Origin of the sequence: Exiguobacterium sp. MH3 (assembly GCF_000496635.1) — a bacterium.
Lineage (GTDB): Bacteria > Bacillota > Bacilli > Exiguobacteriales > Exiguobacteriaceae > Exiguobacterium_A > Exiguobacterium_A indicum.
In genome coordinates this window covers 2,269,244-2,293,573 of the sequence record NC_022794.1, presented here as the reverse complement: position 1 = coordinate 2,293,573, position 24,330 = coordinate 2,269,244, and the positions used below count along the sequence as shown (strand labels likewise).

Here is a 24,330-nt window from a genome sequence, read left to right as displayed (position 1 = left end):
TTTTGGAAAAAGGATTCAAAACAGCGGAAGAAATCAGGAAAAGCCTTTGTAAATCTATGCAAAACGGTTGCGCTATACTATTATAAGGATAAGATTATTGCGATTTAGAGAAAATCTAAAGTCGTAGGACAGAGTGGAGGTCGTGACAAATGTGGGCATGGGTGATCGGAGTCATCGTCATCGTATTACTCGTCATGCTGTTTAGCATGATCAGTCGAAAAAAATACTACACGAAAATCGATGAACTTGATATGCGCAAACAAGGCATCGTCAGTGCATCGATTCCAAAGGAGTTGCAGGACTTAAAGCAACTACCGATGGCGGGTGAGACGGAGACGAAGTTCAGCTCCTGGCATCAAGCGTGGGAAGAGTTATTAACGGTCCACGTCGCCCAAATCGATGAGACCCTTTACCGGGCGGAGGAAGCGCTCGATAAATATCGGTTCATCGCCGTCAAGAATGACCTCGAAGTAACGGAACAATTGATTGCAGAACTCGAAGGGTTGATCGATGAGATGCTCGTCGAGATGTCGACGTTCAAAACGAATCAATCGGTTCTAGCCGAACTGAAAGCTCAAGGGGAAGCCGATTCAGGGCAAGTTCGGAAATCATTATTGATTCAAGCGAACTCATTCGGTCCGGCGCTTGCGCGTCTCGAAGAACGAAGTGAACAAATCGACGCGCACTGGAATGAGATGTGTCAGTACGAAGCTTCAGGTGAAGTGACGAAGGCGTATGAAACAAGTTTGTTACTCGAGCAAGAAGTAGCAACGACGCGTCAACTCGTCGAACTCGTACCGAAACAATGGAAGATTCTCGCTCATGAATTGCGTCAACGGATTGATCAGCTCGGAGCGGGCTATAAGGAAATGTCATTAGATGGGTATCCACTTGAACCACTCGGTCTCCAATCCGAGATCAAACGGTTCGAGGAACAACGTCTGAGCCTTTCTGAAAAAATCGAAATGCTAGAAGTCGACGGTTTGGAAGAGGCGATTCAACAGTTATCGGCCGATGTGGATCAAATGTATGATACGTTCCGTCGTGAGGTCGATGCGCGTCATCAAGTGAAAAAAGAAAACCAATTCTTGAAACAAAAAGCGCTACGGATGCGTGAACGGATTCATCAATTGGCACAAGAGTTCAGCATCCTACGTGAAAAATATGAAATCTCAGCAGATTTAGGGATTCACTATGAGACAATCCAGCGTGACGAAGAGCTACTGTTTGAAGCAGCAAAAGATCTCGATGAGTCGATTGCCGGAAAAATCATCCCGTTCAGTATGCTCGAAGATCAGATGCGCGATGCGATTCGCCTCGAAGAACAGTTGATGATTCAGTACGAACGCTTTACGATCGAACTCCAAGCACTTCGAAAAGAAGAGACGGAAGTTCGCGAACGAATCGTCGAATGGCGTCATCAGCTGTCGCAGACACGTCTCCGTCTGAAACGACTCGGATTACCGAATTTACCAGCTGAGGTGGAAGAAGCGCTCCGAAATGCGAATCGTTCACTGCAGACGCTTGAGACACGGTTAGAGGAGTTACCGTTTAACGTTCGATCGATCGTCGCACAAAGTCAAGACGTCCAAGAAACGTTTAAACATGTGCAAGAACGGTTAGATACATTAGTGTTCGAAGTCACGTATGCCGAACGGCTCGTCCAGTATGCGAACCGGTACCGTCGCCACGACAACGAGATACATATGTCGCTGACGATCGCGGAAACGAAGTTCTTAGCGGGAGACTATGAACGAACGATTGTCTTAGCGGAACGTGTCCTAAATGAATACGATCCGGCCGCGATCGAACGTATTAAACGGTCGTGTGCACCAGAAGAAACATTGCACGTTTAAATCAGGATCGACAATTCAGGGTGACCGTCATGGTCACCCTATTTTTGTAAAAAGAGGAGTGAGTGGAATGGGAACACTATACGTAAACGGATTAATTCGAACGATGGCACACGAAGAGGATGTCCATTCAGCGATGTTCGTCGAGAAGACGCGGATCATCGCGATGGGGGAAGAAGGAAAGCTACGCCGCCGTTTCGGTAGACGTATTGATCAGATTCACGACTTGAACGGAAAAGCTGTATATCCAGCCTTTACGGATGCGCATATTCATCTGATCGGTTACGGGGAAGCGATCAATCGTGTCGATGCCTCGCGTTATACGACGCTTGAAGCGTTAGGACAAGCTTTTCTCAAGGCTGAACCAGTCAATGGGATCCATGTGGCAGAAGGCTATGACGAAACGAAGCTTGATCGTGCACCGACGAAAGCATGGCTCAATCAGTTGTTCCCTGATGCACCTGCCTTGTTGAAACGAACAGACCGGCATACAGCACTTGTCAACGATGTCTTGTTCCAACAGCTCGGATATAAAGCGTCGACTGTCATCGAAGGTGGGAAGGTCGGTTTATCGGATAATGGAGAAGCTGACGGATTCTTGTACGATGCGGCGCTTGAACCTTTATATGCGTTACAAGCTGGAAACTTGGAGCGGAATAAAGCGTCCCTTCGGTCAGCGATTAAGAACTTATACCAATATGGCATCATTGCGGCACACACAGAAGACTTGTCGTATCACGGGGATGTCGCGGACATCTTGCAAGCTTATAAGGAAGTGACGCAAGAGACAGGCTTCCATACGCATCTGCTCGTGCATCATCTTGTCATCGATGAGTTCGTGCAACAACAACCTACTTTACCGTCAACGATGTCAATCGGTGCGATGAAACTGTTCGTCGACGGCGCGCTCGGAGGACGAACCGCTCTTCTCGGTCGTGGTTATTCCGATGATCCGACGACACGTGGTATCGAAGTGCATACGCCAGAACAACTCGAACAACTCGTCAAACGCGCACGTAGTTATGGATTCACAGTCGCGGCACATGTCATCGGTGATTTAGCGATCGAGCGGTTCGTACAGGTGCTCGAGAAGTATCCGGCACCAAAAGGGAAACGCGATCGCATCATTCATGCGACGGTCGTCCGACCAGAAACGCTTGCGCGAATTCGGAAGTTACCGGTCTTGATTGACGTTCAACCAGTCTTTTTACTGGATGACGCCGACTTCATCGTCGATCGACTCGGATTGAACCGCTTAGACTGGAGTTACCGTTTACGTTCGTTAGCTGAGACCGGCGCATTATTGTGCGGCGGAGCAGATGCGCCGATCTCTGACCCCGATGTCCGACGGTCGCTTTATGCAGCAACCGAAGGAACGGCAGGGCGTGTCAATAAAACGAACGAGACGTTATCGATGTTTGATGCCTTGTTGCTCTTTACGAAGAATCCACATCTCGCGACGGAAACACACGGTCGAAAAGGACTGCTCTTACCAGGCTATGATGCCGACTTCGTCATCTTTGAAGAAGACTTCTATCGCTTGCGTGGGGAAGCCATCTTGAATAACCGTTTGGTCGAGACGGTCCAAGCTGGAAAAACCGTTTATCAGGCGGAAGCCGCGTTAGTGTGATGTTCGCGTATAGTGTGAAATAGCTTCCGAATAGAACGTCGATAGTCCGGGGGCATACGCATCGTAATAGGCGCGGAACCGTTCGTCAGACACATACATCTGACCGAGTGAGGCAAAGAGAGATAATGCGCATGGGTAATAGTACGTATCGATGAAATCATGTTGTTCTTTGACGACTTGTTGAACGTCTGGGTCCGTCGCCGCATGCCCGTCGCGGTAAAGGGTCGTCAAGCGCTGATCGAGTTGCTTATGCATGCTGCTCAGTTGTTCTTTCTCATTTGGAGTACGTTGTCGTTGTCTTTTTGTACTGATTCGATAGGCGTCAGTGTCACCGTAGTGTTGCTGGACTTCATCTGCATGTTGTTTTTCATGCGTAACGATCTCTTCATGACGCAAACCGCGGAATAATTGTTCGTCTTTCATCGGGAGTCCTCCTTTTAAGGTGAGTAATGTCTGTTCAGCGAGTCGAGCAAGCATTTGATAACGCGAAGCTTTTTCTTGAAGGAGTGCAATCTGCTTTTTCAGTGTCGTATGATGATTGGAATCAGATTGCATGAGTAATCTTTGGATTTCTGACAGTGGGAAATCAAGAGAGCGGTAGAGCAGGATTTGTTGTAAACGTAAAAGATCCTCTCTGCTGTAACTTCGGTGACCAGCATTGGTGCGCTTTGGCACGAGGAGACCGATCGTCTCATAATGATAGAGTGTTCGTTTTGTGACGCCGGTCAGTTTGGCGATTTCCTGAGTGGAATACATCATTTGTGTACCTCCTTTGATTGGAGTATAAAGGGTGACGTAACGGAAGACGCAATAAAAAAATCTGCCCCGAGGAGGCAGATTTTTTTATTGTCATAAGAACGAGCGTTGAATCTTATGCCAAAATGTATTGTTCGTCAATTTGACGGTTTTCAGTTCTTTTTCAGAAAGCTGGATATCGACTGAATCTGTTCGTGTGAGACTGAGTGCTTCGTTATCCATCCCGATGATCGGATAGTCGTTTCCGTCTTCGATGATGCGTAACGAAAGTTTCCGTCCACGGTTCAGTAGGAAAGCAGAACCGAGTGTCCGGTACCGGTTGTTGTTGACGGAAGCAATTTCGCTGACTTGAAGACAGTGGATCAATGGATCGACGATCGCACCAGAGAGTGACTTGTTATAAGCCGTAGAGCCCGTCGGTGTTGAGATGACCATTCCATCCCCGCGGAATGTCTCAAACAGGAAGTCGTCGATATAGACTTCGATTGCGAGTGATTTGATGATGCTCGACTTCACGGAACATTCGTTCAGACAGAGCATCGGTGGTCCACCGTTGATGGATGCTTCGAGCAGTGGATAACGACGTACTTCGATTTCACCATCCGAGACACGGTTGCCTGTCTCTTTAAAGATCGCTTCGACCGCAGAAAGATCATTGATATCAAAATCACAGTAGAACGAGTTTGGTCCTTCAGCGAATCCGACATAGATGGCATCATCACGGAAACCTGTGAAGCGTGCCGCTTGCAAGAAAGCCCCATCTCCACCAATCGAGACGATGATGTTTGCTTGTCGGTGATCTTGGACGACGTTCAGTCCGTATCGTGTACCGACATCAATCAACTTTCGCACCTGCGTCTCGTGTCTTTGTGTATTTCGGTAGTACAGGTAGACATTATTTCGAGCCATGGTCAATTCCCCCTTGAAAGCGTTTCATGAACTCTTTCATTATACCTGTTTTTTGGAAAGACGGGTACTGAAGTCCATCAATTATGGCAGAACGCTTGCCATCTTTGCGGATCATTCCTATAGTTAAATAGAAAATACAGTATATCCAATCAGGGGAAAAGGGGAATTCATAATGGCAACGTTTAAAGGAAATCCAATCACACTTCAAGGTACAGCGGTTCAAGTCGGACAAACAGCACCTGACTTTCAAGTGTTGGCTAACGACTTATCACCGGTAACACGTGATACATATCAAGGTGTCCGGATCATCAGCGTCGTTCCATCGATCGATACAGGCGTTTGTGATGCGCAAACACGCAAATTCAATGAAAAAGCAGCAACAATCGAAGGTGTGACGGTCATGACGGTCTCAAACGACCTTCCATTCGCACAACGTCGCTGGTGCGCATCAAGCGGTCTCGATCAAGTCGTGACGTTGTCTGATCACCGTGATCTTTCATTCGGTACACATTACGGCGTAGCCATCGAAGAATTACGCCTGCTTGCCCGTTCCGTTTTCGTTCTTGATTCAAACAACGAGATTACGTACGTTGAATATCTTGAAGAATCAACAGACGAAGTCAATTTCGAAGCAGCACTCGCTGCAGCACGTGAAGCGAAGTAAGAATGGTTTACAAACGCCGCTGAAGCGTTACAATGGAACTAATGATAGAAACGGCTCCCGCTCTACGGGGGGCCGTTTCGTTTTGGAGAGGATGACGTACATGGAGCCGTTAGAAAAGTTATATAAGGAATTAACACGTCAAACAAAACAAATCGAACGTGATCTGGATATGCCCTATTTAGAAGCGTTGACGACGGTGATTGATCGATTGAACGATCGTCATACTGAAAATGTAGACAAAGAGGTCATTCGGAAGGCAGTATCGCTTGCTATTCTAGAAGGGATGAAACAAGCACAACCGAACCATTTGCCGACGCCAGACAGCGTCGCTTTGTTTGCTGGTTATCTAATCGGGAAATTGGTAGGTAAGGAGGACATCCGACTACTTGAGTTGGGGAGTGGGACAGGTGGCATGTTACATGCTGTCTTAAGTCAGCTTTCGACAGGTACATCTGCTGAGGCGGTCGAGGTAGATGAGACATTGATTCGTTTATCAGCAGCGGTAACGGAATTACTCGACTATCCAGTCACGTATACCCATCAAGATGCGTTACGACCATTATTGTTAGATCCAGTTGATCTTGCGATGGCTGATCTTCCTGTCGGTTATTATCCAGATGAAGAGGCTGCCGCTTCTTACATCTTAAAACGAGACGAAGGCATGAGCTACAGTCATTTCTTGTTGATTGAACAAGCGATGCAATACGTCAAACCAGGCGGATTCGGTGTCTTCGTCATTCCGAACGGACTGTTTCAACATGATACGGAAGGGAAGTTGAAACAGTACTTCGAATCAAAAGCGCATGTCATCGGTATTTTGCAGTTACCGCTCACGATGTTCAAACAAGAACAGGCAGCAAAAAGTTATTTGATCGTCCGTAATCATTTAGCCGGTATGAAGATGCCAAAACAAGCATTGCTTGCTGAGTTGCCATCGTTCACAGATGCTCGCGCGTTTGGTGGTATGGTGAAACAGATTGATGAATGGATTAACACAGAATTAAAATGAATTACGCAAAGTGATTGAAATCTGTCGTTAATTTGACTATTCTAGTTGTAGAACAGAAATAGAAGAAAACCTAAACAGATGTGAATGTTCATTGGATTCAAATGGAAAAGGGGAAAAATCATGGCAAAAATTATGGCGGTAAACGCAGGTAGTTCGTCTTTGAAGTTCCAATTGCTCGAAATGCCGAACGAAACGATGATCGCAGTCGGACTCGTTGAACGCGTCGGTAAAGACGATGCAATCTTTACGATCAAATATGGTGAAGGACAAAAGTATACAGATGTCCTCCCACTTGCAACACATAAAGAAGCAGTCGAGTTGTCACTCGAAAAATTGATGGAGTTCGGAATCATCTCGTCTTACGATGAGATTAAAGGTGTTGGACACCGTGTGCTTCATGGTAAAGAAAAATATGCAGACTCTGTATTGATTACAGATGAAGTCATGCACGATATCGAGTCGTACACAGAACTCGGACCACTTCACATTCCACCAAACTTGATCGGAATTCGGGCATTCCAAGCATTGCTTCCGGAAGTGCCACAAGTGGCAGTCTTCGATACAGCGTTCCACCAAACGATGCCAGAAGAAAACTTCCTTTACAGCTTGCCGTATGATTACTATACAGAATACGGTATCCGTAAATATGGTTTCCACGGTACGAGCCACAAATACGTTACGGAACGTGCATCTGAATTACTCGGTCGTCCGTTAAAAGACCTCCGTTTGATCTCGTGTCACCTAGGTAGCGGAGCATCGATCGCAGCAGTTTCGGGTGGCGAATCAATCGATACGACGATGGGCTTCACACCGCTTGAAGGGATTACGATGGGAACACGTTCTGGTTCACTTGACCCAGCGTTGATTCCATTCTTGATGGAGAAAACAGGGAAAACAGCAGAAGACGTCTTGAACGTCATGAACAAAGAGTCTGGAATCTACGGTCTTTCAGGTCTTTCAAGTGACTTGCGTGATGTCCAGACAGCTGCTAAAGAAGGAAACCATCGTTCAGAGATGGCACTCCGTATCTTTGCGAACCGTATCCACGGTTACATCGGGCAATACGCTGCTGAGATGAATGGTGTCGATGCGATCATCTTCACAGCCGGTGTCGGAGAAAACTCAGATTCAATCCGTGAGCGTGTCTTACGTGGTCTCGAATTCATGGGCGTCTACTGGGATCCATCACTCAACAATGGTGCTCGTGGAGAAGAACTCTTCATTAACTACCCACACTCACCAGTTAAAGTCATCATCATTCCAACGAATGAGGAATTGATGATTGCACGCGACACGGTTCGTGTTGGTGGATTGGTTGCTCAAAACGCATAATTGTGTCAAAAGGACTGAGTCGTTATTCCGACGATTCAGTCCTTTTTTTGATGAAATCTAAGAATGAAAATATACGAACTTACGTTCTATTGTTACGGTGTTTGTCATATAACGAAAAATGAATCGTCATCTTTGTAAAAATAAACCTGAAAAAGGGCGATTTCTTAAAAAAGTGAGTCCTTTGTAACATAAAAGTAATAGTACAGACATATTTTTGTGGTCTATATGTAACGGCACACTCTCATTTTGTCATGTATATTAATCTCAGTTAACAAACACGAAACAATGATGGAGGAGAAAATACATGATGAAACGGATGCTCGCAAGTGTTTTAACGGTCGTGTTAGCACTCAGTTCGTTCGCAGGTCTTCAAGCAGAGGCTGCAACTAAGAAAAGCGTCAAGTCAACAGTCGATAGCCTAGTCATTCGTCAAAAAGCAACTACTTCGTCGAAAAAACTCGGTCTTCTATATAAGAACCAAACGTTATCGTACAAAGCAAAAACAGGGAACTGGTACAAAGTAAGCTACAAAGGTAAAACGGCTTATCTTAGCGCGAAATACTCGAAACTCGTAAAATCGAGTGGATCGAAAAAACAATCGACAGGTGGTTGGAAAACAATCACGAACGTAAGTGCAACAGCTTATACACCATATGATCCAGGTAGTGGTAATCTGACAGCAATCGGTTGGAACATCAAAAGCTCGAAAAAGAAAGTCGTAGCGGTTGATCCACGTGTCATTCCACTTCGTTCGACAGTGAAAGTGTATTACAAAGGGAAATTAAAAGGGACGTATACAGCTGCTGATACTGGCGGTGCTATTAAAGGGAAAAAGATGGATATCCTTTACTACTCTCGTTCAGAAGCATTCAACTGGGGTCGTCGTTCGGTCACAGTAAAATACAAATGATTGCAAACCATCGGACATTGGTTCGATGGTTTTTTATTTAAGCAGATCGTCAAAAAGCCTCTCTTCCTTTGAAATGAAGGAAGAGAGGCTTCTTGACGAAGAGTGATTCATAAACGGACGATCAAGACGTCACATTTTGCGTAACGCGTAATGCTTTCAGAGACACTACCGATGAAGAAACGTTCAACAGCGTTTAAACCAGTTGCGCCACAAATGATTAAATCAGCATCATGATTAGGGGCAAGCTTTTTGGCGATCGTTACTTTCGGTGAGCCGTATTCAATCGCTACTTCGACTTCCTGTACACCGCGATCTTGAGCAGTCTTGACGTATTCGTCTAGCAATTCCTTCGCGTAAGATTCGGCACGTTCCGTGATAGTGCGGTCATAGGCTTCTACTGTTGCGAATGTCCGTGTATCAATGACGTGTGCGATGATCAATTTTGCATCATTCCGCAATGAAACATCGATTGCCGTCTCAAAGGCACGTTCTGCCTCTTTTGAGCCATCTACTGCTACGAGTACATTATGATAGACGATTGCCATGATGAATCCATCCCTTCGTAATCGATATGATGAGTACAACCTAATTATACCATTCTCTTACTGGGAGCGGATGAAACATTCAGTGAGTTCTAAAAATTGTCCTTCCTTTCTGTTCCGTCGTAAGATGGAGTCAGTGAAAGGGGGCGATGCCAAGATGAGGCACGCGTTAATTACAGCAGGTACAAAAGGACTGGGAGAACGAGTGACGCGCCAGTTACTGGAAGAAGGTTGGAGAGTGACAGCGTTTCATCGTTCCGAACCCGAATTTACACATCCGAATCTCATAACGATTCAAGCAGATGTGACGAATCAAGAAGAATTGGAACGCGCAACCCAACAAGCAATCAACGAGCAAGGTCGGATTGATGCGTTGATACTTAATGCAGGACCTTATATATTTGAACGAAAAGCGTTAGTGGATTACACCGATCAGGAATGGAATGAAGTGATCACTGGAAATCTGACAGCTAGTTTTTGGCTGTTACGTCAAGTATTGCCTGTCATGCGTAAGCAAACCTACGGTCGAATCATTACGTACGGTTTCCCGGAAAGTGCAACAGCGCCAGGATGGGTATGCCGGGCAGCGTTCGCTGCTGCTAAAAGCGGGATGGTAAGTTTGACGAAGAGTGTAGCGCTTGAAGAGGCCGAACACGGCATCACGGTCAACATGGTCAACCCGGGAAACATCGTCGGTGACAATAAGACGAAGTTGATTTCTGAAGCGGAGCAAGATGAGGCGACGCCGGTCGGAAGAACGGGTGTCGGAGAAGATATCGCTCGCGCAATCTCTTTCTTGTTGGCAGAAGAATCAAGTATGATCACGGGAGCAATCCTCGATGTGACAGGTGGCGTCAATGTCGTCCATCAATCCCGTAAGTAAGAGAAAATGAGGTTGACTCAAAAAAAGAATGACGCGTCTTTTCACGCCCTTTCCTCAGGCGAGACACAAGCCAGTTTTCATGCTTCATTTAAGCAGGAAAGCGGGTCTTGTTCGTCTCTGACAGCGCATAAATGCGCTTTTCCTGTAGGAGTGGCGTGTGACGCGTCATCCACGAGATAAGGGTGGCAGATTATCATTCTGCCACCCTTATCTTTATAGAGACTGACTGTTGAGTCAGCTCCATTTTTCTTGAGTTAAGATGATGGAATGGATTGAAGATGTTTTGGTGTGCGAGTTAACGCAACTGGACCTTCCGCAGTGAGATGAATATCATCCTCGATACGGACGCCACCGACACCTGGAACATAAATGCCTGGTTCGAGTGTGTAGACGATACCAGCTTCTGCCGTCAGTAGGTTGTTTGACGCGAGGGACGGGAATTCATGAACCTCGATTCCGAGTCCGTGACCGACACGGTGCGTGAAGTACTGTCCGTAGCCAGCGTTTGTAATAACGTCACGGGCTGCCTTATCTAACGCACCGAGTGTCGTGCCGATCTGACTCGCTTCTGTCGCGGCTTCAAGTGCTTGGCGAACCGTTTCATAGATCTTTTTCTGTTCTTCGTTCGCTTCGCCATAAATGAAGGTTCGTGTAATATCGGAACAGTAGCCTTTCCAAACGACGCCGAGGTCGAATAAGACGAAGTCGCCTTCTTGGATGACACGGTCGCCGGGTACACCGTGCGGATCAGCACTGTTTGCACCAAATAGGACAAGCGTATCAAATGACATCTCACGGACACCTTTTTTCTTCATTTCATATTCGATTTCTGCAATGACTTCGATTTCCGTAATCCCTGGGCGGATTGCTTGTTTACCGATTTCAATTGCTTCATCCGCAAGTGTGGCTGCTTCTTGAAGAATAGCGATTTCTTCCGGTGTTTTCTTCAGACGAAGCGCTTGTAAAGACTCACCGATATCAAGAATGGCTGCGTTCTCGAGACGTGAGCTTAGTTCCTGATAGCGACTAAACGTCATGTGTTCTCCTTCGATACCGATTCGGTTATTCGAGTGCTCGAATGTCGCGAATAATTCTGCTAATCGATCAAATGGGTTTTCGTGATCCTCATAGGTCACGACGTCTCCTTCCCAAGGACTCGCTGCAACGATACTTGCTTCGAGTGCCGGACAGAATAATACATGCTTACCGGTTACATCGACGAGAACCGCCATGACACGTTCGTGGGGTTCAGCGTAGACTCCTGAGAAGTAAAACACATTTGCCTTCGAAGTGACGACGGCTAAGTCGATTCCTTGTTCTTTCAGGAATTCACTGATTTGATTCGTACGTTCGCTCATATATGATTCCACCTCTCTACTCATTTTCTACATAAGTATATCATCGTCCGCTTCGAAAAACATTTATCGTAAATCAGACTAGTACACGTTTTCATCTTTAGAGTAGTACAGTATAATGACAGGAGAGTAGAAAAAAGGAAAAGAAGGGATACAGTATGCCTACGAAACACGAACAGATCATTCGACATATCGAAGATCTTGATGTCGGAACAAAGATTTCCGTCCGACAAATCGCGAAGGATTTGACCGTATCCGAGGGGACGGCTTATCGCGCCATCAAGGAAGCAGAAAATTTAGGGTTCGTTTCGACGATTGAGCGAGTCGGAACGATTCGGATTAAAAAGAAACAAAAAGAAAATATCGAGAAGCTGACATTCGCGGAAGTCGTGAACATCGTCGACGGTCAGGTGCTCGGTGGTCGAAATGGATTACACAAGACGTTGACGAAATTCGTCATTGGCGCAATGAAGCTCGAAGCGATGATGCGCTATATCGATGTCGATAGTCTCGTCATCATCGGAAACCGCGAAAAAGCACATGAACTCGTGCTTGAAGCAGGAGCTGCTGTATTGATTACCGGTGGCTTTGATACGACAGAAGATGCGAAACGATTAGCGGATGAAATGGAGTTGCCGATCATTTCGACATCCTACGATACGTTCACGGTTGCGACGATGATCAACCGAGCGATTTATGATCGATTGATCAAAAAGGAGATTTTACTCGTTTCGGATATTTTAATTCCGTTGCATGATACGTTCTATTTACAGACGACGGATCCGATTTCACGCTGGCACGAGTTGAATGAGCAGACGAAACACAACCGTTATCCCGTCATCGATGAACAAATGAAGGTCGTCGGTGTCGTGACAGCGAAGGACATCATTGACCGTCCACATGACTGGGCTGTTGAAAAAGTCATGACCCGTCATCCGATCACGGTCGGTATTCGAACGAGTGTCACGAATTCTGCGCATCAGATGGTCTGGGAAGGAATCGAGATGCTGCCGGTCATCGACCAGTACGGTCGATTGCTCGGGATCATTAGCCGTCAAGACGTCCTCAAGGCACTGCAACTCGCGAATCGTCAGCCACAAGTCGGAGAGACGTTCGACGATCTAATCACGGGGCAAATCAAGGCGGCAGAGGACGAACGGGGACCGTACTTATCGCTTGAGGTCTCACCACAAATGACGAACTTCATGGGGACTGCTTCGAGTGGGGTGTTGACGACACTTCTAGTCGAAGGGGCGACGCGAATGTTGCGTCACATGAAGAAAGGTGACCTTGTCATCGAAAACGTCAGCATCTATTTCATTAAACCTGTTCAAATCGAGAGCACGGTAACGATCCGGGCGAATGTCTTTGACGTCGGTCGAAAATTCGGGAAAGTCGATGTCGAGATGTATCAAGGCACACAAATCGTTGCGAAGGCACTCGTGACATCCCAACTCATCGATCGTTAAATGAACCAAAAAGAACCGAAGTCAATGGACTTCGGTTCCTCTGAATCTAGCTCAGGATTGCTCCATCTCGCGGACGACATACGGATAAATCTTTTTGTAACGGATGAATCCGGCGATGAATGAAGCAACACCGACGATGATTAAAATGGAACAAACGATTTTCCCGACGAGTGTCGTTAATCCGTTTCCAGAAACGAACTGGTTGACGGCAAATAGGATAACGAACAAGCTCAACCAAATGCTCGCTTGCGTATTGAACAAGTATTTTCGGTTCGTGCTTTTCGTATGGAACGCGCGGCGTTTTGCTAACAAATACCCACCAAGCGAGAAAACGATGAGGGCGATGAGGATGAATTGCATGTTAAAAGGACCTCCTTTTTGTCTTCATCTCATATCATATCAAGATTAGAGGAGCTGTGCACAGTGAAAGAGCAAATCAAACAAATGATTGAAGCGGCAGATACGATCATCATTCATCGTCATGAACGTCCAGATCCCGATGCACTCGGTAGTCAATTCGGTTTGCAATTGACGTTACAACATCAATTCCCTAGCAAAACGGTATTAACGGCCGGAGAAATGGCGACATCATTGTCATTCATGGGAGAGCTCGATCAAGTAGACGATGAATTATACAAAGAGGCGTTAGTCGTGATTCTGGATACAGCGAATCAAGCGCGGATTGACGGGAAGGTCGCAATGACAGGAAAAGACGTCATTAAAATCGACCATCATCCGGATGAAGATCCATACGCACCAGTACAACTCGTCGATACGACGATGAGTTCGACATCGGAACTGCTCGTTCATTTATTGAACGAATGGGGATACGAGATTCCAACATCAGCTGCCATTCAATTCTACGCTGGGATCGTTGGTGATACGGGACGTTTCCAATTCCGTGGCACGACGAAACGAACATTTGAAGTCGCAGCGCAATTGATTGATGCAGGAATCGATACGGACTGGTTGTATCGCAATATGTACGAAACAGAACTTGCGGCGCTTCATTTACAAGGATACGTCCTGCAACATATTCAATTGACGGATCAAGGTGTCGGTTATGTCGTATTGACACAAGATACGTTGAAGCAGTTTGGTGCGACGGTTGAGCAAGCATCGTTGCTCGTCAATAGTTTTGCCGGTTTAAAAGGCATGAAGTGTTGGGCATTGTTCCTTGAGACGGATACGGAGGTTCGCGTCCGGATTCGTTCGAAGGGTCCCGTCATCAATGAAGTAGCAAAAGAATTCAATGGTGGTGGACATCCGATGGCGTCTGGTGCAACGATTGGACAGTTGAGTGAAGTCAAACGTGTCATCCGTCGTCTGGACGAGGTCGCTGCTAACTTCCAGTTTTAAATGGAAAAAGGCTGCTCGGTCTCACTCCTCTCATTGAGGAAGCGAAGCGAACAGCCTTTTTACGCTTATTGCGTTTTTGTTTCGTCTTGCGGAATGAACCAAACGCCACGATCTGTGTGATCTTCAATGACATTCAGTTGAAGTTCAGCGACAGATTTGCGAATCTTCTCAGCGATTTCTTCCGTTTCAGTAAAAGCGGTAACACCGAGCTTTAATTGTTCGACTTTTTCACGTGCGATTTGACTGCGATTCAAAATCATGAGAAACGCTCCTTCCGTACCCGTCATGATATTTCTATACTTATTGTATCGAATAATAAATCAGATGGCGAGTACTTGAGTCAGTTAGATATGAAGGTTCTGAAAACTTTTAAAAACATCCATCAGAAGAGAAAGGAGAATGGAAGATGCATATAAATGTTCGAACGCAGTTTAGTCCATTGCAGAGTTTAGTTCGAATCGAGCCCTATCTCGATGAACTAGTCCGTCGACACATCGGACGAGCGGTCATCTGTGAAACGACATTGACAGGAGTTCCCGCATTCATCGATGCATGTCAGCGTCGAAATATGCAACCGATCGTCGGATGGGAGCAGCGAATCGAAGAAGAAGAATTTTGTATCTTATGGTTTGCTTTTTCTTCTGATGGACTGCGTCAACTGTATCGACTAGCCAGTCAACAAGGGGAGACTGAAGTTTCATCACTGATCGCGGTGCTCGTGCCACTGCGTCAAGCCTCTGAAGATGCGACGCGTCTACGTCGTTCCTTCGTTCAATGGATGGGACATGTTCAAGGAGCGCGTACATATATGGGTGTGACCTCTAGTCGCTCAACGGTCGAACGAGAGAGTCGTGCGCGTTACCGCGAAGTCGCAGCAGCGCTTGGTGTTGAGACCGTCCCAGTCGATCCTGTTCGTTACATCCGTCGAGATGAAGCGTCAGCGTATCAAGCGATACGTGCGATTGGTGAAGCGACGACGTTCCAAGACCAAAAGACAGATCGTCTGATGCATTTAAAGACCCGGGAAGAGTTACTCGAAGACTTTACCGAGCGAGAAATTACGATGGCGGAGCAGTTTGCTACGACATCTGAACGCTTGGAATTACCGTTTCAACAACGTCCACTGCCGCGTGTCGCGGAAGACTCGAATGCGTTATTACGGAAACGTGCTGAGGAAGGGTTACTGGCACATGGTCATGAAAGTAATGAAGCGCGGGAACGTCTCGCTTATGAACTATCAGTCATCCATAAGACAGGATTTGCCGATTATTTTTTAATCGTTGAAGAACTCGTACGTAGTGCAAAAGCGAAAGGCATCTTCGTTGGACCCGGTCGAGGCTCAGCAGCCGGATCACTTGTCAGCTATGCGCTTGGGATCACGACGGTGGATCCATTGAAGTATGGATTACTATTCGAACGATTCTTAAATCCCGAGCGGATTTCGATGCCGGATATCGATATCGATATCGAAGATGAACGACGCGAAGAAGTATTAGAGGATCTCGTGATGCGTTACGGAAAAGATCACGTCGCTCAAATCGGTACAGTGTCGACGCTCGGTGCCAAAGCCGCTCTGCGAGACGTCGGACGGACGCTGGAGTTTTCGAAGGATGAGTTAGATGCTGCAGTCAAGCAGCTTGGAAAATCAACGACGTTACAAGGGATCGAACAAAACAAACAGACATATCGCTGGTTCTCTGGAAGCGAAAAGCGCCGGCAACTGTTGCAACTAGCGCAAGCGGTCGAGGGTCTCCCGCGACAACGTTCGGTTCACGCGGCCGGTGTCGTCATTGGATCTGAACAGCTCGTCGAGACGACACCCGTTGAAACGGGACCAAATGAACGCTATGTGACGCAGTTTTTGATGCAGGCATTGGAACGTCAAGGATTGTTGAAAATTGACTTGTTAGGATTACGAAATCTCAGTCGTTTGCGTCGGATGGAAGAATTGATTCGACGAGAACAGCCATCCTTTACGCTCACGCAAATTCCAGAAGAAGACCGCGCGACATTCCAAGTCTTTGCCCGCGCCGAGACGGATGATATTTTCCAATTCGAGTCGACAGGTATGAAACAGACGTTGCGCGAAGTCAAACCGAATCGGTTCGAGGATTTGGTAGCAACGATGTCACTCTATCGTCCGGGACCAATGAAATTCATTGATCTGTACGCGAAACGAAAAGCTGGTCAACCTTATCAGATGTTGCATCCCGTATTAGAAGACGTACTTGCACCAACGTATGGCATCATCGTCTATCAGGAACAAGTCATGGAAATCACCCGTCGAGTAGCTGGATTTACACTCGCGCAAGCAGATTTATTACGACGTGCGATTTCTAAAAAAAGTACGGATTCGCTCGAACAGGAACGGGTTCGTTTTCTCGAAGGAGCAAAGTCGAATGGATTCGATGATGCGATTGCACATTCACTCTATGAACAAATTGAGCGATTTGCTGGGTATGGATTCAACCGAAGCCATGCGGTCGCCTATTCAAAGATTAGTTACGCCCTCGGATATATCAAAGCGCATTTCCCACACATTTTCTTACTCGTCTCGGTCGAACAACCGGAGCGTCTCGTCCGATTGATGCGCGAACGACGTCTTCCTGTCCTATCGCCGGACGTCTGGATTTCCGATTACCGTTCTTCGTTAGAAGGCAAAGGGATTCGTCTCGGAATACATGTGATTAAAGGTATTTCCGAGCGAGAGTTCGAACGTGTAAAGGAAGCATCAAAGCACACGGCGACGATTGCTGATCTATTGACCCACGTCGGATGGGGTAAGAAGGAGCGCGCAAAAATCGAATTGTTACTCTACAGTGGTGCGCTAGACCGAGCGACACACGGCGATCGCGGACTCGCTGAACAAGAAGTACTCGAATATTTCACTGAGTCGTCGAATACATTACTTCCAGACGAGTTGGCAATTCTCGGGAAACGCCGGACACAGAAGTCCTCGAAACGAAGTGATTCCGATTGGGCACGATTAGAACGGGAAGCGCTTGGGTTCTGGTTGACGTATTCGCCGTTGACGACAGCAATGAAAGCTCCGGTTGAATCTGCTTATTTCCATGACCTTGGCGTCGGTTCGGAAACACATTATTTAGTCTGTTATATTGATCAGATTCGAGAATTCAAGACGAAACGCGGTCAAACGATGGCGGTCATTCAGGCAGTCGACGGATATTCGAATGAAGAGGTCGTCGTCTTCCCGAATCAATATGAACGATTCCGTCGATCACTTTATTTAGGGAACGTCTTGCTGATTGAACTAAAGGTGCAGGATCGCGAAGGGGAGCGTCAGTTCATTTTGGAACGTCTGCGTCCGCTTGGGCAAGATGTGCTATTCGTCAAGTTAACATCAAAAAATGAGCTGGCCGCACTCGAACAGTTGCTTGAAGCAGTACCAGGCGATATTCCAGTCGTCGTTCGCTACGCGGATTCACGCGAGACGAAATCGTTACCGCCGCTCTATGCAGTGCAGCATGATGAGGAATTACTAGCTCGGCTACGTATTCGGTTTGGCGAGGATCATGTCGTCCTGAAAAATGTCCCCCGCTCAAACTAGTACTAGGTAATAAGATTTGTTATAATAAGGGGTAATTGGTCTGACCAATGCCACCGATTGAAGCAACCGACTGAAGGGTCAGAAAGGTGGTGCCGTATCGATATGGAGAAGAAACGAAATGCGTTTGAAGCCAATATCGCGGCGATTAAATTGATGATCGAACAAGATGGATTAGTTCCAGGAGACCGTATTCCATCAGAACGGGAACTGGCAGAACGACTATCCATCAGTCGACCGTCCGTGCGAGAAGCATTACGGACGCTCGCTTATTTAGGGATCGTCGAGACACGACATGGAGGCGGAAGCTTTCTATTGAACCGTGACGATCATACCTATATTCAAATCATCGCTCAATTCTTAGTGACTGGCGATTCGAAGTTCGAAGACTTGGCAGGAACGCTCCGCTTGCTTGAGCAAGCAGCGCTCACGCAGCTGGATGACCTTTCGGTGCTTGCACCAGTCGTATCATCCGATGCAGCGTTTCGTGAGACGTTGATTCAGACGGTCGATAACGATTTGTTTGAACGAATCTGGCGACAAGTCAATGCCTTCCATAAAAGCTTCGGTCAAGGGGAACTCTATACGCAGGCGGAACGGGAACAACTCTTGAACCGCCCATAGGATGACAAGGGGGAACTGAACGTGCAAGCATTTTTTCGAAAACCTAAAAAGTTCGTCACGCTGACTTCGAAGGAGCAGCGTGTCGATGTGCCAGTTGGCCTAATGACGAAATGTCCGAAATGTAAATTAATCCAATATACGAAACAACTGGAGGCGAACTTACGTGTCTGTTCATGTGGGTATCATCACCCGTTGACCGCGCAAGAACGTTTTACGCAATTATTCGATGAAGGTTCGGTGACGTATTTCGACTTACCGGCAGTTCAAGCAGATCCGCTTGGATTCCAGGATTACCCGGAAAAATTAAAGGGCGACCAAGTCAGAACGGGTCTTGAGGAAGCGATCGTCTGTGGCGTCGGGAATGTGAATGGTCACCCACTCGTCGCTTGTGTCATGGATGCACGATTCCGCATGGGCTCGATGGGTGCAGCAGTCGGTGCTGCGATTTCTGAAGCGGTTCGTTACGCAACAAAACATCGTCTACCTGTCACGATTTTCTCCGCTTCAGGTGGAGCACGGATGCAAGAGGGAATGGTTAGTCTCATGCAGATGGCGAAATCGAGTCTCTTCTTAAAACAGCATTCAGATGCTGGATTACTTTATATTTCTTGTATGACGCATCCGACGACCGGCGGGGTATCAGCAAGTTTTGCGATGCTCGGTGACTTTAACATCGCTGAACCGGGGGCGTTGATCGGGTTTGCAGGTCGACGGATCATCGAACAGACGATACGTGAAAAACTACCGGAAGATTTCCAAACAGCAGAATTCTTATTACAAGCAGGTCAACTGGACGATGTCGTATCACGACATGATCTGAAAACGTACTATACGCGAATCTTAAAGCTACATGCGGAGGGAACGAACCATGCAACCATTTGACCAACCAGTCATCGCGTTACGCGAAAAAATTCTTGAGCTCCATGATATGGCGGAAACACAAGGACTAGACTTCAAGGAAGAACTCCAACTTCTTGAAGAACGCCTTCATCGGTTAGAACTCGATATTTACGGGAATATGAAAGCGTGGAATCGCGTTCAATTGGCACGTCATCCAGAACGTCCAACGACACTCGATTACATTGAATCCATTTGTGAAGACTTCATCGAGTTGCACGGCGATCGTCATGGATATGATGATGCGGCAATCGTCGGTGGAATCGGAACACTGAATGGTCGTCCGGTGACGATCATCGGTCATCAACGCGGAAAAGATACAAAAGAAAACATTCGTCGTAATTTCGGGATGCCACATCCGGAGGGGTACCGAAAAGCACTACGTCTCATGCAACAAGCGGAGAAATTCAATCGACCAATCATTACGTTCATCGACACGAAAGGGGCTTACCCAGGACGTGCAGCAGAAGAACGTGGTCAGAGTGAGGCCATCGCGAAAAACTTGTTTGAGATGGCTGGTATGACGGTTCCAATCATCTCAATCGTCATCGGTGAAGGTGGATCAGGTGGTGCTTTAGGAATCGGAGTGTGTGATCAACTCTTGATGCTCGAGAATTCAACGTATTCGGTCATCTCTCCTGAAGGTGCTGCAGCATTGTTATGGAAAGATGCAAGTCTTGCGGAGAAAGCGGCAGAATCGATGAAAATCACAGCGCCTGATTTATTACGACTCGGGATCGCGGATGCCATCATTCCAGAAGTCGTCGGAGGGGCGCATCTCGATGTGTCATTACAGGCGGATAAATTAAAAACTGTATTGGTACAGAAGCTCGAATCATTGGTTCATCTGACCAAGGAAGAGCTCATTGATCAGCGGACTGAAAAATATCACCAAATTGGCACATAAGCACCATGTAATCGCTATCATGATTGATATTCCTCATTTCCGGAATCGATGATGAAAAAGCTAGTGAAAGTTTATGCAATCTGCCCTGTTGTAAAACAAGAAAACAACGTGCTATTTTAGATTCAGATTAATGGAGAGGTGATTAACGTGAGTTTAAAACGGATTGCTGTCTTAACGAGTGGCGGCGATGCACCCGGTATGAACGCTGCGGTGCGTGCTGTCACGCGTAAAGCGATTTTTCATGGCTTAGAAGTATTCGGTGTCTACAATGGCTACCAAGGATTAATCAACGGGGACATCGTCCAGTTGAACCTTGGATCAGTCGGTGACATCATTCAACGAGGCGGAACGTTCCTACGTTCAGCACGTTGCCCTGAGTTCCGTACAGAAGAAGGACGAGCAAAAGCGGTCGTCAATCTAAAGAAATTTGAAATTGATGCACTCGTCGTCGTAGGCGGAGACGGGTCGTATCGTGGTGCCCAAAAATTGACGGGACTTGGTTTCCCGACAATTGGACTTCCAGGTACGATCGATAACGACATCCCTGGAACGGACTATACGATCGGTTTTGATACAGCGCTCAACACGGCGCTTGAAGCGATCGATAAAATCCGTGATACGGCATCGTCGCATGAGCGAACGTATGTCATTGAAGTCATGGGACGCGATGCGGGTGATATCGCATTATATGCAGGACTTGCTGGTGGAGCAGAATCGATTCTTGTTCCCGAGCGTCCTGAAGATTTAAAAGAAGTGCTTTCCCGTATTCAAAGTGGTGTCGACCGCGGTAAGAAACACTCAATCGTCATCGTCGCTGAAGGAGCAGGTCGTGCTCAGGACGTGGGAGACGCTATCGCAAAAGAAACAGGTCTCGATACACGCGTCACGGTACTTGGTCACGTTCAACGTGGTGGAGCACCAACGGCAGCGGACCGTGTACTTGCAAGTCGGATGGGGGCGCATGCCATCGAAATCCTACTTCAAGGAAAACAAGGACGTGTCGTAGGTGTACGTGGTGGTAAGATGATCGATCTCGATATCGATGAGGCACTCGACGAAAATAAACATGAGCTGGATCTTGATATTCTTGAGCTTTCAAAACAGCTTTCGATTTAACGAACGTCGATAGGATTGAAATGGACAAGAGAACTTGGCCAAACACCGTAGGAGGTTTATGGAATATGCGTAGAACTAAAATTGTATGTACGATTGGACCGGCGTCAGAAAAACGTCTTCCAGAAATGATTGAAGCAGGTATGAACGTCGCTCGTTTGAACTTCTCACACGGCGATTATGAAGAACACGGTGCACGTATCACGGATATCCGTCGTGCAGCGAAAGAAGCAAACAAAATCGTTACGATTCTTCTTGATACGAAAGGACCAGAAATCCGGACACATTCGTTTGAAGAAGGAAAAGCGCTTCTCGAACGTGGTCAAGAAGTCATCATCGTTAGCGGAGACGCAAACGAAATCGTCGGAACGAAAGATAAATTCTCAGTCACGTATGAAGGACTCTATGATGACGTCGAAGTTGGTTCGATGATCATGCTTGATGACGGTCTCATCGGTCTTCGTGTCACTGAAAAACTTCCGAACCGTGAGCTTCGTTGTTCCATCGAAAACGAAGGCGTCATCAAGACGAAAAAAGGCGTTAACTTGCCAAACGTGAAGGTTAACCTTCCTGCTTTGACAGAAAAAGATATTGCGGATATCGAGTTCGGTATCAAGAGCGATATCGATTTGATCGCGGCATCTTTCGTACGCCGTGCGTCAGACGTCGTTGCGATTCGTCAATTGCTTGAGAAAAACAACGCGAGCCATATCAAAATCTTCCCGAAAATCGAGAACCAAGAAGGTGTCGATAACATCGAAGAAATCCTTGCGATTTCGGACGGTTTGATGGTAGCGCGTGGTGACCTCGGTATCGAGATTCCAACGGAAGAAGTCACGCCAACTCAAAAAGACTTGATCAAGCTTTGTAACGACTTCGGTAAACCAGTCATTACAGCAACACAAATGCTTGACTCGATGCAACGTTTCCCACGTCCAACACGTGCTGAAGCATCAGACGTCGCGAACGCGATTCTTGATGGTACGGATGCAATCATGCTTTCAGGTGAGACAGCAGCAGGGGACTACCCAATCGAATCTGTCCAAATGATGCACTCGATCGCAAAACGTACAGAAAAAATGCTCGACTACAAGCTCTTGTTGAAAGATCGTCAGACACGTAGTGAGCACACAGTAACGGATGCAATCGCTCAAGCGGTTACGCACACTGCAATCAACTTGGACGCAAAAGCAATCTTGACACCGACACAATCGGGTTACACGGCTGCACGTATCTCGAAATACCGTCCGGAGCCAAACATCGTCGCGGTTACACCAAGCGCACGTGTCGCACGTCAGTTAAACATCGTATGGGGCGTGTACCCAATCGTCGTTGATCATCTTTCAGACAACACGGATGACATGTTGACACTTGCTGCGGACACAGCAAAAGACGCTGGTTTCGTCACAGATGGTGATCTCGTCGTCATCTCAGCAGGTATTCCTGCTTTGACTGCTGGTACAACGAACATGTTGAAAATCCACATCGTCGGTAAAGAGATCGCAAACGGTCGCGGTATCGGTGAGCGTGGAGTCGTTGGCGAAGTCGTCATCGCAAACAATGCTGAAGAAGCAAACGCGAAAGCGAAGCCAGGCATGATCCTCGTTACGAACTCAACTGATCGTGACATGATGCCTGCAATCGAGATGGCTGCAGCGATGATCACAGTTGATGGCGGATTGACAAGCCATGCTGGAATCGTTGGACCATCACTCGGTAAACCAGTCATCGTTGGTGTCGAAGATGCATTGACAGTCTTCAAAGACGGTCAAATGATCTCAATCGATCCATTGACAGGTAAACTATATAACGCATAATCCATTCATGACGGACGTGACTTAGGTCATGTCCGTCTTTTTTTGTATGAGGAGGACGTATGGAAGCTTATCTTTTTTTGATTGCCCTCGTCTTCATTGGGGTCATCGCACAAAATAAATCATTAATCATCGCTGCAGCCTTCCTGCTGATCATCAAGGCGATCGGGCTGGATGGTAGACTGTTTCCTTCCTTACAGGCAAAAGGGATCACGTGGGGCGTCACATTGATCACGGCAGCGATCCTCGTACCGATTGCAGCAGGGGATATCGGATTTAAGGAGTTGCTCCAAAGTATTCGGGGACACATCGGCATCATCTCATTTTTATCAGGAATCTTTGTTGCAATCGTCGCAGCACACGGTGTTGGACTGATGAAAGAAGATCCACTCGTGACGACAGCCTTGCTAGCTGGAACGATTCTTGCAGTCGGACTCTTTAGAGGTGTACCGGTTGGACCATTGATTGGTGCTGGAATCGCGGCGCTCGTCATTGGAATGTGGGATGTCATCGCAAAAGCGTTCACAGGATGAGCCGAATCAGCAAAGTAACTGAATTAATTTTTTGATAATAGTATGCAAGTTCATTCACTTTTTGGGTATTTTTGTTTATACTAAGAACAGAAACAAGATGGTCTATTCAAGAGTACAGCGCTACAAGCATGGGGAACGACTCTTGAGTGGACGTCTTTTTTTCAATACGGAAATGAAAGCGTTTTAAATTTCTGGGGAAAAAAAGG

The 24,330-nt window shown here is 46.8% G+C and carries 22 protein-coding genes; 16 read left to right on the top strand and 6 right to left on the bottom strand.

What is annotated here, in order from left to right; translation table 11 throughout:
- Positions 1–149: 149 nt before the first annotated feature.
- Together ezrA and U719_RS12090 are read left to right on the top strand one after the other, a co-directional pair.
- On the top strand, positions 150–1,856 hold the full coding sequence (ezrA, locus tag U719_RS12095) for a septation ring formation regulator EzrA (protein ID WP_023469057.1): 1,707 nt from the start codon (positions 150–152) through the stop codon (positions 1,854–1,856).
- 67 nt (positions 1,857–1,923) lie between these two features.
- On the top strand, positions 1,924–3,483 hold the full coding sequence (locus tag U719_RS12090) for an amidohydrolase (protein WP_023469056.1): 1,560 nt from the start codon (positions 1,924–1,926) through the stop codon (positions 3,481–3,483).
- On the opposite strand, the gene U719_RS12085 is transcribed toward U719_RS12090, so the two are convergent.
- Both U719_RS12085 and U719_RS12080 read right to left on the bottom strand, forming a co-directional pair.
- The gene (locus U719_RS12085) at positions 3,475–4,242 is read right to left on the bottom strand and encodes a MerR family transcriptional regulator (protein ID WP_023469055.1); all 768 of its coding nucleotides are present in this window, start codon (positions 4,240–4,242) and stop codon (positions 3,475–3,477) included. The genes U719_RS12090 and U719_RS12085 overlap by 9 nt on opposite strands.
- A gap of 90 nt (positions 4,243–4,332) precedes the next feature.
- The gene (locus U719_RS12080; protein ID WP_023469054.1) at positions 4,333–5,148 is read right to left on the bottom strand and encodes an NAD kinase; all 816 of its coding nucleotides are present in this window, start codon (positions 5,146–5,148) and stop codon (positions 4,333–4,335) included.
- A 172-nt stretch (positions 5,149–5,320) separates the two neighbouring features.
- On the opposite strand from U719_RS12080, the gene tpx reads away from it, so the two are divergent.
- The 4 genes from tpx to U719_RS12060 all read left to right on the top strand — a co-directional run bounded on the left by tpx (position 5,321) and on the right by U719_RS12060 (position 9,063).
- Entirely contained in the window at positions 5,321–5,812 is a 492-nt protein-coding gene (gene tpx / locus U719_RS12075; RefSeq protein ID WP_023469053.1) for a thiol peroxidase, read from the top strand.
- A 100-nt stretch (positions 5,813–5,912) separates the two neighbouring features.
- Positions 5,913–6,821 carry a class I SAM-dependent methyltransferase gene (locus U719_RS12070; RefSeq protein ID WP_023469052.1) on the top strand — a complete coding sequence of 303 codons (909 nt, stop codon included), beginning with the start codon at positions 5,913–5,915 and terminating at the stop codon, positions 6,819–6,821.
- Between the two features lie 120 nt (positions 6,822–6,941).
- Positions 6,942–8,153: an acetate kinase gene (locus U719_RS12065; RefSeq protein WP_023469051.1), complete on the top strand. Its 1,212-nt coding sequence runs from the start codon at positions 6,942–6,944 to the stop codon at positions 8,151–8,153.
- A gap of 304 nt (positions 8,154–8,457) precedes the next feature.
- A complete protein-coding gene (locus tag U719_RS12060) occupies positions 8,458–9,063 on the top strand; it encodes a 3D domain-containing protein (RefSeq protein ID WP_023469050.1) in 606 nt (201 codons plus the stop codon).
- Positions 9,064–9,170: 107 nt separating this feature from the next.
- On the opposite strand, the gene U719_RS12055 is transcribed toward U719_RS12060, so the two are convergent.
- Positions 9,171–9,608: a universal stress protein gene (locus U719_RS12055; protein WP_029342342.1), complete on the bottom strand. Its 438-nt coding sequence runs from the start codon at positions 9,606–9,608 to the stop codon at positions 9,171–9,173.
- A gap of 154 nt (positions 9,609–9,762) precedes the next feature.
- Here U719_RS12055 and U719_RS12050 point away from each other — a divergent pair, with 154 nt between their 5' ends.
- Positions 9,763–10,488 (top strand): SDR family oxidoreductase, encoded by a 726-nt coding sequence (locus U719_RS12050; RefSeq protein WP_023469048.1) that lies wholly within the window; start codon positions 9,763–9,765, stop codon positions 10,486–10,488.
- A gap of 254 nt (positions 10,489–10,742) precedes the next feature.
- Here U719_RS12050 and U719_RS12045 read toward each other — a convergent pair whose 3' ends face one another.
- Complete coding sequence (locus U719_RS12045) at positions 10,743–11,846, bottom strand: Xaa-Pro peptidase family protein (RefSeq protein WP_023469047.1); 1,104 nt, start codon at positions 11,844–11,846, stop codon at positions 10,743–10,745.
- Positions 11,847–12,001: 155 nt separating this feature from the next.
- Between U719_RS12045 and U719_RS12040 the strand changes: the two genes are divergently transcribed.
- Entirely contained in the window at positions 12,002–13,312 is a 1,311-nt protein-coding gene (locus tag U719_RS12040) for a DRTGG domain-containing protein (protein WP_023469046.1), read from the top strand.
- A 51-nt stretch (positions 13,313–13,363) separates the two neighbouring features.
- On the opposite strand, the gene U719_RS12035 is transcribed toward U719_RS12040, so the two are convergent.
- Complete coding sequence (locus tag U719_RS12035; RefSeq protein ID WP_023469045.1) at positions 13,364–13,672, bottom strand: YtpI family protein; 309 nt, start codon at positions 13,670–13,672, stop codon at positions 13,364–13,366.
- A 63-nt stretch (positions 13,673–13,735) separates the two neighbouring features.
- On the opposite strand from U719_RS12035, the gene U719_RS12030 reads away from it, so the two are divergent.
- Positions 13,736–14,671: a bifunctional oligoribonuclease/PAP phosphatase NrnA gene (locus tag U719_RS12030; RefSeq protein ID WP_023469044.1), complete on the top strand. Its 936-nt coding sequence runs from the start codon at positions 13,736–13,738 to the stop codon at positions 14,669–14,671.
- 65 nt (positions 14,672–14,736) lie between these two features.
- On the opposite strand, the gene U719_RS12025 is transcribed toward U719_RS12030, so the two are convergent.
- The gene (locus tag U719_RS12025; RefSeq protein ID WP_023469043.1) at positions 14,737–14,931 is read right to left on the bottom strand and encodes a hypothetical protein; all 195 of its coding nucleotides are present in this window, start codon (positions 14,929–14,931) and stop codon (positions 14,737–14,739) included.
- Between the two features lie 146 nt (positions 14,932–15,077).
- Between U719_RS12025 and dnaE the strand changes: the two genes are divergently transcribed.
- The 7 genes from dnaE to U719_RS11990 all read left to right on the top strand — a co-directional run bounded on the left by dnaE (position 15,078) and on the right by U719_RS11990 (position 24,124).
- Complete coding sequence (gene dnaE, locus U719_RS12020) at positions 15,078–18,239, top strand: DNA polymerase III subunit alpha (protein WP_023469042.1); 3,162 nt, start codon at positions 15,078–15,080, stop codon at positions 18,237–18,239.
- Between the two features lie 102 nt (positions 18,240–18,341).
- Positions 18,342–18,860, top strand: coding sequence for a FadR/GntR family transcriptional regulator (locus tag U719_RS12015; RefSeq protein WP_023469041.1), 519 nt, complete (start codon positions 18,342–18,344; stop codon positions 18,858–18,860).
- Positions 18,861–18,881: 21 nt separating this feature from the next.
- Complete coding sequence (accD, locus tag U719_RS12010; protein WP_023469040.1) at positions 18,882–19,742, top strand: acetyl-CoA carboxylase, carboxyltransferase subunit beta; 861 nt, start codon at positions 18,882–18,884, stop codon at positions 19,740–19,742.
- Entirely contained in the window at positions 19,729–20,664 is a 936-nt protein-coding gene (gene accA / locus U719_RS12005) for an acetyl-CoA carboxylase carboxyl transferase subunit alpha (RefSeq protein ID WP_023469039.1), read from the top strand. The genes accD and accA overlap by 14 nt, the downstream gene beginning before the upstream one ends.
- Before the next feature lie 147 nt (positions 20,665–20,811).
- Positions 20,812–21,780: a 6-phosphofructokinase gene (pfkA, locus tag U719_RS12000; protein ID WP_023469038.1), complete on the top strand. Its 969-nt coding sequence runs from the start codon at positions 20,812–20,814 to the stop codon at positions 21,778–21,780.
- 65 nt (positions 21,781–21,845) lie between these two features.
- Positions 21,846–23,594 carry a pyruvate kinase gene (gene pyk, locus U719_RS11995; protein ID WP_023469037.1) on the top strand — a complete coding sequence of 583 codons (1,749 nt, stop codon included), beginning with the start codon at positions 21,846–21,848 and terminating at the stop codon, positions 23,592–23,594.
- Between the two features lie 59 nt (positions 23,595–23,653).
- Complete coding sequence (locus U719_RS11990) at positions 23,654–24,124, top strand: DUF441 domain-containing protein (RefSeq protein WP_023469036.1); 471 nt, start codon at positions 23,654–23,656, stop codon at positions 24,122–24,124.
- Positions 24,125–24,330: the final 206 nt, after the last annotated feature.